We start from the raw sequence: 12,052 nt of genomic DNA on the forward strand, positions 1-12,052 counted from the left end.
TTTTAATCAAAGTCTCCTTTGATATTCATTTTTTTTTTAAGAACGTTTTTTGTTTCTAAAACAAAGATTCAAATGATCCTGCGCAATTATTCTGCGCAGGATATTTTTTTTAATTAATCCATTCTATAACCGTCGATAAATAAGCTTCTCTTACTTCATCAAATCGAGTTATGTTCGGAATATGATTTACTTCTAACAAATATTTAGAACCATCTTTTCCAACGATATAATCATTTCCAATCATATCCATCTTCAAAGTTTCTTTGATATAAATTGTATCTGCTAGTAAATCTTCATCAACAGGCATAAAACCTGCGTTATCAGGATGAATAGATTTTAACCAATCGTCTCCTTCTAATTTAATCTGCCAATAAACATCTCCAATCATCATGATACGAACGGCTTCTCCTTCATAATAAGGTTCAATTGTAGCCGTAAATTGGCTTTCCCATTCTCCTGTAAAACGATGTTTATTCTCGCCGCAATGCCAATTACCCCATTTGGCAACCGTATCATTTGCAATAGTTACAGAAGCTCCAGCACTTATAAACCCACGAGGTGCACTAAATTTCGAAAGAGATAATGCTTTTACCAGGCACGGAATCTTAAATCGGCAATCCAACATTGCTGCCGCATTCGGATAACAGTCTCCTCGCCAAATTGCTAAACCAGTAATAAAATCGAAATCATTATCGTAAATTCCATAATAAACCACTTTATCAACTGGAAGCATTCCAACTCCATTGGCTTTTTCCATATAGAGCACTTCATCTTTTACTACGATTTTAGGAATAGACTGATGCCAAATAATATGTCCTGAATAATTGGCTTTTATTACATCATACTCTTCTTGTTCAATTCCAACAAGGGCTATTCGGTTGTATAATTCTTTCATTTTTTTAATTTTTTATTTCTTTAAAACTTTATACAGCAATTTGGCTGCATTGTAAGCATCATCCGCTCCATTATGATTCTCTCCTTCAAAAGATTCTCCTATTAACTCTAGCTCTTTCAATAATCCTTTAGGTTTCTCCTGAAGGTAAACTAAATTAAAAAGTGTCTTTATATTCAAATAGTCATTTCTAAATGGGTTTTCAATTGCTTTTGATTTACATTCTTGTTCTAATATTTCTTTATCAAAATCGCCATAACCGGCAAATGTTCTATACTTTGCCGAATATTTGGAATTAATTTTCTTCAATGCTTTCTCAAGAGAAGTTCCTTCTATCTGTAGTTTTTCATTTGTAATTCCAGTTAATTGGCTACAAAAAGAAGAAACTTGAGAAACTTCTGGTTTGATATAAAAACTTTGTTTATCTTCAATTTCTCCAGACGATAATATTAACTTGCATACTCCTATCTCGATAATTTCTCTCTGATTTAAGAGTGTTTCCTCCTTAGATTCCCAGCAAGTTGCTTCAATATCAATCACTATAATTTTATCATATAACACCATGATTTCTAAATTATTAATTATTATTTTTTAAATAAATACACAATTTCCCGATATTTTCTTTTTTTTGAAATTGCTGTTCGTATCTCATAAAAATACCCGAACTGACGGACTGCTAATCTCTAATAACTCTTTACTATTACTATCCATTAAGCATCACTTCCATTCGTTTAATACCAAAATCTGATTTTCTTAATTTACACATTCGCTCATCTGAAATGTGATGGAAAACAATACCTTCAATGTCATTCTCTGATAAGAATATTTCTAAATCCTCAAAATCAAGACTTACAAAATCAAGTATTTCAATTCCGTGTTTTACCAATGTATGTTTCTCAAAATTTTCAGGGTTTCCTTGTACTTTAGGTCCGCATAATTCGTAAGTTCCATCAACTTTATTTTCTAATCCATCAAAACCTTCAAAGAAATGCTTATCCTCTGATTTTGAACGATCACATTTTAACCAGTGTGGGTGATGTCCCGAAATTAGATCTGCTTCCTGGCAAGGAATTGCTCCCAACGGAATTGTTCTTCCATTTTTAGCATCAAACCTTTTAAATATTTCACCCTCTATAATTGCGACAGATGTACCGTCAAATTTTCTGGTTGCAATAGCTTCTCCTTCAAAAACCCATTTGTTTTCAATATTAATTTTATCTATAACCCTTCCTAAATCATTAGGATCTTTGGCGAATAATGTGCTTATCTTTTTCATTGTATATTTTTTTAAATCTTCATTTTGTACAGGAAGAGTCCCGATAGCTATCGGGGCGAACTCTCAGGAAACTGATTCTAAATCAGCCGTGTTTACCATTTCACCATTCCTGCATTTTTAATTAAGTTTCTAAGGTTCTGAGATGCTAAGGGACTAAGTTTTTTAAACTTTTAAATCCGAATCTCAGCAACTTTAAAAACCATTTCATTTGTCTGGGAAGCAGGATTCGAACCTGCGACCTCCCGCATCCAAAGCGGGTAAACAACCTCCGTTATCTTCCCAGGTCTATTTATGTAACTTAGAATCTTAGCATCTCAGAAACTTAGAAACTTTAAAAAAGCGGCTCATACGGGAGTCGAATCCGTTTCTCCCGAGAGACAATCGGGAAGGTTAGCCAGTAACCCCAATGAGCCAGTTCCTTCTAGAGAACAAGTGATTTTGGAAGGATTCGAACCTTCGACCATCTGCTCCGTAGGCAGACGCTCTATCCAACTGAGCTACAAAATCATTTTTTTGGGCATAAAAAAAGCACCCGATCAAAGGTGCTTTACAAAATTCAACGTGATATAACTATCCTATTGCCTATATTGATGCACCTGCATTGTCAAACGTCCAAGATCGAATCTTGCGTTTAGTGGTAATCCGTATGATATTTTATTTTGTAAAGCCATTTTGTATGCTGTATTATATTTTAAATTCTTGTTATTATTTGAAACGCTGTGTTTCAATTTTGTTCGGCAAAGATAATGTCGAAAAAATCATATTTCCAAATATTTTTTAAGATTATTTTTCTGATTATCAATTAGTTATACTTAAAATTAAACCAAAGAAATCCCTGTCCGCAAACTGGTGCAGATTTCTCTTTTTATCAAATGACTGTTACTCATCAGATTACTTTTCAAGATTATATTTCGCTATTTGGTTTAATCATTAAACATTTTGTCAATTATTTTTTTAGTTTTTTTAGTTATGGTTTAATATTCTATCATTTTATTGTCTTTCTATTCCATTTTATTGTCACAATGAACGAAGTCGAAGTGGTTAAAAACAAAAAAAGCGCCCTACTTTGAGGACGCTTTTCTGTTTTATGATGAGTTTGACTCTAAATTTTACATTTTAATTTCATAAAAATACATATTGCATCCTGATACTTTAGCCGGAAGTTCTCCTGCTAAGTGGTCAAAATATTTTGCGATTGAAAGTGTCATATGTATTTTAATATTTAATTATGGCCACAAATGTAGTATATTTTGTCATAATTTAAATTGACTAATGAAATTAATTTTAACATATTTTTTTTTAAACAACTTAAATATACTGATATTCAACAACATAAAATTCAATAAATGGAAACGCATATTTTAAGAATTTACTAGCGCGAAAATGCATAATAAAAAATAGGTGTGCAAGGACTCGAACCTGCATCCTTCTGTTTAGCAAACAGTTGCTCTTCCAATTGAGCTAACACCTTTGTATTTTTATTTACCACGAAGGCACTAAGACACGAAGTTTTCTTTTAAGTTTTGAAGCAAAAAAACCTTTGTCACTTTGAAACTATGCGTCTTTGTAACTTAAAAAAGAAAGGTGTGCCTGGACTCGAACCTGCAACCTCTTACCTGCTGGGTAAACGCTCTTCCAATTGAGCTAACACCTTTATATTTTATTTGCCATGAAGGCGCTAAGACAAAAAGTTTTTTTTTTAAAGTTTTGAAGCAAAAATTAAGAAACAAAAAACTTTGTCACTTTGTCTCTTTGAACCTTTGCAACTTTAAAAAAAAGGGTGCACCTGGACTCGAACCTGTACCTTTCCCAGTGGTGGGGAACGCTCTTCCAATTGAGCTAACACCCTAGTGGATAGTTGGGACTCGAACCCAAAACTTTTCCTGTGGGGGGAATATTTTTCCAATTAAACTACTATCCTAACTTTTACCAATTGGAAACTTTGTAGTTTTTCAACAAGACCCCAAATATACTTTTTCCTTTAATACCCTGCACGATTGGATCAAAAATTCTGCTGGCTCCATCTACAGAATCCAGCGGCGGAATATATCCTTCTTCAAACTGCTTTTTTCGCAGACTTTCTTTTGCTCCGGTCGAAATCCAGCCAACATCTACACTGGTCATAAAGATGTCATCTTCTGCAAATTCTTTGGCAGAAGTAAGTGTCATCATATTCAGTGCTGCTTTTGTCATATTAGTATGAGGGTGAAAAATCGTTTTGTTAGTATAACTAAATATTCCCTCAGAAGATGTCACATTCACAATAAAACGTTCATCGAATACTGAGTTTAAAAATAATGGTTTAAGTTCTTTTATCAGGAAATAAGGCGCAATTTGATTGATCAGATTAACCTCAACAAGCTCATACATGCTAATTTCTTCCAAAGTAGAATTCCAACTGGTTTTATCCCGATTATCAACAGGTTGTCCAAAACGCGAAATTGCGATTTCGGTTTGTTCTTCAAAACCATATTCTAAAGCTTTTACCTCTGATGTTACTTGAGTTTTATTGGCAATCAGATGGACATTTACCGAAAATTCTCCAAGCAGGTTTTCTTCTTTTCTAATTAATGGAACATAATATTCATCTGGATATTTTATAGTTTGAGCCGCATTATTTATTAAAATATCCAGACTGTCAAATTTGGATTTATAAAATGATACAAATTCATTAATAGCATTTAGATTTCGTAAATCCAGACCATAAATAATCAGATTTTCTCCCCATTGCTCAAAATCTTCTTCAAGTTTGAACTGTTCTAACGCAAGCGCAGGAAAACGGGTTGTAAGTACAACATTGGCATTACTTCGCAATAATTTTAAAGCTGTTGCAAAACCTACCTTTACTCGTCCGCCAGTTAAAATTACGTTTCTTCCTTTTAAATCTATATTCTGAAAACGTTTTTCATAGTTTTCTTCTGCACATTCTGGACAAAGTCTTGTGTAGAAACTATGGGCCAACTTATAAGATCGATTACAGGCATAACAATTTTTAGGCAGATTTAATTCGGTAAATTGTTGTTCTTCTGGATTTTCTTTTTCTGAAAATAATGTTTCTCCTTTTAAAGCTTTTGATACTATAGTCGCGTTTATACTAACCTGAAAATCCTGTTGCTTTTTTGAAGTATAACTGACGCTTCGGATATTTTTTTTTGCATTTTTATGAATTTTGGTAATCAAACCCGCAAATAAATCGTTGTCAGGATTCTCCAACGGATTGTCTTTTAAAGCCTGTAAAACCTTTATACAGCTTTTCCATTCTTCATCATTAAAAATATAGGTATTGTTGTTATTGTTTTCTTTCATTATTTTTAAAGAATTACAGCTTTGGTCTCATTAAAAAGAACATTCTTTTTTTATTTATTTACTGCAAATTATAGTTTCAGTTATATTGAGATGAGTCAAAACATATTTCATCAAATTAAAATTTGCCAAAGCATGATCTAAAATCCACGCGTCAGATGTTATTGCAATTTGATTACTTTCTGACATAACTTTATCAGGATTATTGACTAGTTCGACTTTCCAATCTAAACAATTTTTCAAAGCGATTTCTTCAATTATCTGTTTTAATTTTCCGCTATTAGAAACGGGCTTATCAAACAACCAATGCGCCTTTTTTATTTTTTCGTTTCTAAAAAAATCCACTATTATGTCAATAGCCTGCGAAGTTTGATTTACCTTTCTATAAGTTCCATAAACACTTGACAAATCTCTTATATAACCATCTAATCCTGTAAAAACATAGGCTTTTGATAAGATGCTTTCCAGCAAAATTAACACATTAAAACCATCAATAACAATTTCTTTCCCTTCTAGATCCTTATTTTGAATTTCCTTTGATTTTCGGTCTACAATCTGACTTTGGGAGGCACTCATTCCACGAACAGCTTGTTGCTGACGCGCATTTAAACGGTAGCGATTTCCAACCAAAACCAATGTTGCTTTTTCGCCATAACCTCTGCTAAGAAAGTAGTGCATATCTGCAACAGCTTCTTTTAGTTTCTGTTGCATTTTTAAAGTTCCGAAGAGCGCATCATCGCTGGCTTCTTTTCCCCGGTTTTTTAGATTTGTCATTTTTTATTGAAGTTAAAGCTTTGATAAAGTAACGTTCTTTTTTTGTTACCAACTACAACTACTTCGCCTTTTTATCTTTTATCTTAAAAAAAATTAGAATTTAAAAAAGGCTGTTCTACTATTGAACAGCCTTTTCTATTTTTAATTTAAGCATACGTCTTATCAATCTGACTTAAAATAGTTGGATCCTGAATTTCATTGTCTTTCGCAAACAATAAAACTTTAGACATAACCTCAGCCGATTTCGGATCGTCGTCTGCAAATGGAAGGAACAAACGTCCTCTGTGTTGCGAATGAATTGGCAATATCGATAAATATTTACCCGGAACCTGATGTACAATCGCGCTTCCTAAATGTACGCTGTATTCTGCCAATTGTCCTTTTATGATGGCATGGTTTCCGGTAATTTCAACATTTTTAATTTTAAATAAACGAAGTGTTTCTCTTAACAATACTGCTCTCATTTCTATAGAAGAATGACTCGCTTCAGGATCAACTCCGCCAACATGGGCAACGCTTACCACTAAATCAATGTCGCGCATTACTTCTGAGAAAATTCTCGGATTGATATCTTCAAAAGCAATGTTTTTATAATCTTTTAAAGAATGAAATTCGATAGTTTCTAAAGTCGGACTTTCTACATCTGCTGGCGAAAACCAATCTGCCATTGCATACATTTTTACCTGATAGCCTTCTTTATGGAAAACTTTCTGCAATCCTTCCTCATAATCTACTTTCCAGCCTCTTGTTTTCAATAAAGCCAAAGTTTGATTCGGCTGTACTTGATGCCCTGCATAACGTCTTGAAACCGATTTCTCTTTTAATTCATCTGGCGTTGGAACATACAATTCTCTAAAAACTTGCTTAAATGGCTGTTGCAATTTATTGTCAAAACAATATTTCTGATAATCTACCCAAACATTATTTTTATGCAAATCGAAACAGTGTGCAATTCTGAAAGTCTGACTTTGATTCAACGAAATTATTTCTCCTAAACCGGTCACTAAACTTCCATCAACATAAAAACCAATCTGATTGTCATTAGAAATAAAAACCAATTTCTCTAGATGTTTTGAAATAATGGGATGCTCAAAAAGGTTTTGCATTTCTGCGAATAAAAACTCGTCTCCGCGAATCATACTTTCTTCCAAACCTTTTCTCGAACGTGTCCATTGCTCGCGCATCGTTTTTCTGTAATTCGTCAGTTCTAGAATTCCTTTGTCTTTTTTGTATTTCGGCGGAATCGATTTTAATTCTTTTCCTGCTTTATAGGTAACCAAATCGGCTTTTCCTTCATTATTAATGACCAAACTTATGGTTACATCATCTAAAACCACTTCGGTTTCTTTTGATAATATATTTTGAACTTGCTTGGTTTCCATTGCCCAAGTCAAACGAACTGGATCTGGATAACCTGCATTTCTGGCTAAGTTTTCCAATGCCACACGAATCGCCAAAGCTTCGCTCGCCTGTTTCATCGATCCAAATTCTTTACTTTCTTTTTTAAACTGCTGTAAATACTCGTAACGCGCCAAAATATCTTTTTCTGGACTTGCTTTACTTAAAGGCACCAATCCGTAAACGCGCAAATAATCTTGATCACGTTTGTCTTTTACTTTGGCCGTAACTTCCCTGATTTTCAAATCGCCTGTAATCGTGTCTGCATATAAACGCGCACGACGGTGGCCGTTTCCGTCTGTTACATATTTAGCCGATTCGTACAGCATTTCCCATTTTGCTTTTCCAAGTTTTTTGTAAGCCGATGTAAACCAATCTTTATCTACGGCACCATCTTTAAAATCTTGCAAATCTAAAGTCGAAAATCTCGCCGCTTCACTTTCTAATTCCGAATTTGTAGCACTGTAAGATGCTGTTTTGGTATGCGCATGAAACCACCAGATTCCTTCGTCCAGACCATTCCAATCTAAATAACTGCTAATAAACTTTTGCCATTGAGGCGCATAAATAGCAGTCTGAATCAGTCTTTCTTCAGAGATTTTAGCTTTTTTAATTAAAGCATTAAAGCTTTCTTGTGTATCTGTCTCTAGCGGATAACATCTTTTCAGTAAGAAGCTAAATAATTTCTGTTTCGTTAAATCGGTATAACTCCAAGAATAAATATACCCTTTGTATAAACTTGCTTTACCAAGCGCTGTAATCAATTCGACCAAACGGTTGGCACCAAAAATCTTCTGGAAACTCTGTACCAAATGCGTTACCGAAGTATTAGAATCTCCTCTCTTAACCTCAACATCCAAAAATGTTTCGCGAATTTTATCTATCATCGAAACTAGGAACGGAAATCTAACCAATAAGTCTTCGCTTCCTTGATTTCTATAATTTCTGGTTCCGCCCGTTAAAAATGAAATTCTTTCTGGTTCCAAAATACCTTCGTACAATTCACCTTCGGTAATTAACTTTTGTTCAAATGCAGCACTATATAACTGAACAAAAGGTTTGCAGTGCGAAATATTTTTTTCCAGTCCGTTTAACTGTCTCCATCTGTACAGATTCCATATCTTAATTTCTTGTTCTGTAGTTACATTTCTTAAGTCGATTCTGTTTAGATAAACATCAAAAAAGTTCTGGCTTTGCCAACCGTTTCCGTTGTTGTTATTGTAATAATATTCATTTTTACCTGGCACGTATTCAAACTCTTTTACAGACTCTGGAAGATCTGCATACAAAGCGCTACTAGCGTCAATTAAGAAATCTACTTTTTCTTCAAAAGCATATTTTACTTGCAACGCATTCAGAATATTCAGAATCGCATTATCCCAATCGTAACCTCTTTTGTTTGGGTGTGGCAGTAATTCTTTATAATAAAAAACATGCTTTTCTAGAAAATCTCTCCAGATTTTTCGATCGCAATTGCTTACAAACGTTAGCAAAAACAAATCACGTTCTACTAAACCTGAATTTTTAAACCATTCTTCCCAAACTTCATACAACGGATAATTGGTTGCAGCCAATTCTGAATTCTTATCGTCTTTTAGATTTTTTAATGGTCTAAAAGAATTCCCCAATAAAACAGTCGATTTGCTATTATCGTAGTTTTCAATTTCGTATTCGTAATTTCTGTTTTCTTCAAACAATTTATAAAGCTTCGCAATTTCGTCTTTAATATGCGACATCGATTTGGAAAAACCGTACTGATGTTCTTTTACCGCTTTTGCATACACAGAATCTGCTTTTGGTTTTGGCAATTCGTAAACTGAAATTTCGTTTGGCGTAAAAAATCCGTAACCGTTTTCTGCGCTTAAAAGATCTTTCTTTTTTGAAGGTTCTAACTGCTCAATAAATTTGGTTTCTTTCTCTGTAATTTTTGGCCTTTGCAGATAATCTTTTACCCAATCGTTAACCTTATCCGTCAGTTTATTGTTTTTCTGAAGCTGCAGCATTACGTCCAACATAGACATACGCTGTTCCAAATCGCCTTTTTCTACGGTCTGATCAACAAATTTGACTACTTTCTGATCTTCTTGTTTAATCAGAATCGCTGTTAGATTCTTTTTTAAATTAGAATTTTTACGTTTAAATAATTCCTGAAAAACAGCCAATTCCTCTTCGGTTAAACTCAAATCTTTTAAAACATTAACCGCAGAAGCCACAAGAGATTCTCCTCTGTCTTTTAAAATTCGCAAAGCAAAATTTCTTTGAAATTCAGTCGGTTCTGTTTTGGTTGAATTGTTTTGATTGCTGTAATACGAATAGCTGTAAAAACTTCCCAATAAATTTCTGGTCAGTTTCTCTCTTAAATTGATCGAGAAGCCTTCAAAATGTTGCAAAACCGCTTCTAATCTTTCGGTATTATCGCCCACCAAATTAATCGCTGCGGCATAAAGCGTATCTCTTTCGAATTTTACATTTAACCACGAAAATACTTTTCCTTCAAAAGTTTTTTCTTTTTCGGCAATGCTTTGTGCAAGATTGTAAACTTTATCAAAGAAGTTCGGATAATCTGCATTTTCGATATAAAACTTCGACTTTGTATTGGCTTCCAACAAAGCATTCATTCTCGGAACGGCAAACGCTAAAACCTGCAGATTCTCATCTTCTAACGCTTTAAAATAAAGAGGCATTTCGATATAAGGATCGTTGGTTTCTCCCGCAAATTTCAATGCCAGCGATTTCTTTTCGACCGAACTTTTTTCTAATAATTCGTGCAGATACGGAACTGTTTTCTCGACATCCAAAACACCTTGAACCCAAAGCGCCATATAGACTTCGTTATTATTTTTGCTTTTTACGCCAGTCGCAATCGTTTCTGGTTTTGAAAAATAACCCGAAGCCAACTCGATAATATTTCGAACTGTAGTTTCTTTTTCAGAATCCCAACCCAAACCTGTCCACGTATCAATCGCTCTTACAACCGATGAAAAACGAGTCAGTTTATTATCAATAAGCACTTTAATCATGTATTGCAAAGCGCCAATGCTTGTTTCGTCTAAAGCTTCCAGAATCGTCTGGCGCAAACCTTCCTGACGTTGAGCCGCCAAAAGCAGTTTTTCTACCAACTCCCAGTTTCCCTGCTTTTCGCTGTTTAAAAGGGCTTTGATGATATTTCTAGACACTTTTCCGTACGGATCTTTATTGAAAATAATGTCTTCAAATAATTGGAAAAGTCCTTCCTTACCAGAATCCAATGCAGCAGACCAAACCATGAATTTAGTAATGGTATTTGAAATCTCGGTATCGTAACGAATTTCATCTTCAATACTAAAATCATAATAAAAAGTGGTGCTGTCCTGATAATTGTATTTGTAAGGTCCGTTTAGCAAAGAACGCAGAAAATTAATCTGATTGACCAGCAAATAACTTTTGTGATTTGGTGCCCTAAATGCTCTTCGCGTATAACCTGTCTGATACATTTTTTGAGGCAATCTGCTCCAAGCTTCTTTTACGTAGGCGGCGTTTTCTTCGCCAAAAAAGTAAAGCAAAAGATCGTAGTAATTTTGATCTTCCCACATATTCTCTTTTACCAAAGTCGCAAACTTTTCGGCTTCTGTAGAACCCAGCGAAATATAATTGCTGTAATAATTGTCCTGAAGTTTTACGAGTTCTAGACCAAACTCCGCTACTTCTTTTTTTAGTTTTGTTTTAGAAAATAATTTAGTAACCAGATTACTGTTTACAATTTCTTCCAATTCTTTTTTAAATCTCTTAATTGGATTTTCGATTACTTTACTTTTTAATAAATCTTCAATTGTCATATTGTTTATTTTAGATTTCTGATTTTAGATTACTTCACTTTGTCGTTCTGAGCGAAGTAGAAGGATTTCCCCAAACAATTTTGGAATTTGGGATTTATTTTTTGGAATTTTAATTACCAGTAGCTTCCCGCCAAGAAAGTCAGCCTGATAAAAGTGATGGATTTGTTTTGAGATAAATCGATTTGTTCGGTTAACATTTCCAGCTGATCGTCTCCGTAGAAAATAGCATACAAACCGTCTTCGAAAGCTACAATGGCATTTTCCTGCGCTTTGGCCAAATCTACTTGATTGTGATTGTACAGCGCGCCAAAACCTACTTTTCCGGTATCGGTAAGAATGGGTAAATAATTTTCTTTGGGAAGATGGATTTTGTCTTCGTCTTCAAACTCAAAGGATGAAGAACGGAACAATTGTACCTGATGGTCAACAATCGATTCTATGAGTTTTTGTGTAGTAATGATAGGATTTTCTACTGCTAGATCTATATTCTTTTCCTGAAGTAGCGGATGTTTTTTTCCTAATTGTTTAACTGAGATGTTTATATTCATCTTTATCGGCTTTTATTTTAAAAGGGTAATGTAAGAATTTTAGAGT

The 12,052-nt window shown here is 34.1% G+C and carries 7 protein-coding genes and 6 tRNA genes; all 13 read right to left on the reverse strand.

Annotated elements, in window-relative coordinates; translation table 11 throughout:
- Window positions 1-109: 109 nt before the first annotated feature.
- Window positions 110-895, reverse strand: coding sequence for an ATP-grasp domain-containing protein (locus QLQ95_RS01320; RefSeq protein ID WP_095928890.1), 786 nt, complete (start codon window positions 893-895; stop codon window positions 110-112).
- 12 nt (window positions 896-907) lie between these two features.
- Complete coding sequence (locus QLQ95_RS01325) at window positions 908-1,456, reverse strand: 3'-5' exonuclease (RefSeq protein WP_320492144.1); 549 nt, start codon at window positions 1,454-1,456, stop codon at window positions 908-910.
- A gap of 139 nt (window positions 1,457-1,595) precedes the next feature.
- A complete protein-coding gene (locus QLQ95_RS01330; protein WP_482502274.1) occupies window positions 1,596-2,168 on the reverse strand; it encodes a hypothetical protein in 573 nt (190 codons plus the stop codon).
- Window positions 2,169-2,195: 27 nt separating this feature from the next.
- A tRNA-Leu gene (locus tag QLQ95_RS01335) sits at window positions 2,196-2,281 on the reverse strand.
- Between the two features lie 98 nt (window positions 2,282-2,379).
- A tRNA-Pro gene (locus QLQ95_RS01340) sits at window positions 2,380-2,451 on the reverse strand.
- Between the two features lie 150 nt (window positions 2,452-2,601).
- Window positions 2,602-2,675: transfer RNA gene (locus QLQ95_RS01345), tRNA-Arg, on the reverse strand.
- A gap of 893 nt (window positions 2,676-3,568) precedes the next feature.
- A tRNA-Ser gene (locus tag QLQ95_RS01350) sits at window positions 3,569-3,639 on the reverse strand.
- Window positions 3,640-3,748: 109 nt separating this feature from the next.
- Window positions 3,749-3,822 (reverse strand) — tRNA-Ala (locus tag QLQ95_RS01355).
- Between the two features lie 122 nt (window positions 3,823-3,944).
- Window positions 3,945-4,017, reverse strand: a tRNA-Trp gene (locus QLQ95_RS01360).
- Between the two features lie 77 nt (window positions 4,018-4,094).
- A complete protein-coding gene (locus QLQ95_RS01365) occupies window positions 4,095-5,474 on the reverse strand; it encodes an SDR family NAD(P)-dependent oxidoreductase (RefSeq protein ID WP_482502276.1) in 1,380 nt (459 codons plus the stop codon).
- Window positions 5,475-5,528: 54 nt separating this feature from the next.
- The gene (locus tag QLQ95_RS01370) at window positions 5,529-6,245 is read right to left on the reverse strand and encodes a DUF434 domain-containing protein (RefSeq protein ID WP_482502277.1); all 717 of its coding nucleotides are present in this window, start codon (window positions 6,243-6,245) and stop codon (window positions 5,529-5,531) included.
- A gap of 146 nt (window positions 6,246-6,391) precedes the next feature.
- The gene (locus QLQ95_RS01375; RefSeq protein WP_095928895.1) at window positions 6,392-11,458 is read right to left on the reverse strand and encodes a DUF4132 domain-containing protein; all 5,067 of its coding nucleotides are present in this window, start codon (window positions 11,456-11,458) and stop codon (window positions 6,392-6,394) included.
- Between the two features lie 113 nt (window positions 11,459-11,571).
- Window positions 11,572-12,006 carry a hypothetical protein gene (locus QLQ95_RS01380; RefSeq protein WP_482502279.1) on the reverse strand — a complete coding sequence of 145 codons (435 nt, stop codon included), beginning with the start codon at window positions 12,004-12,006 and terminating at the stop codon, window positions 11,572-11,574.
- Window positions 12,007-12,052 lie beyond the last annotated feature (46 nt).

This window comes from Flavobacterium sp. B330r, from assembly GCF_056824325.1.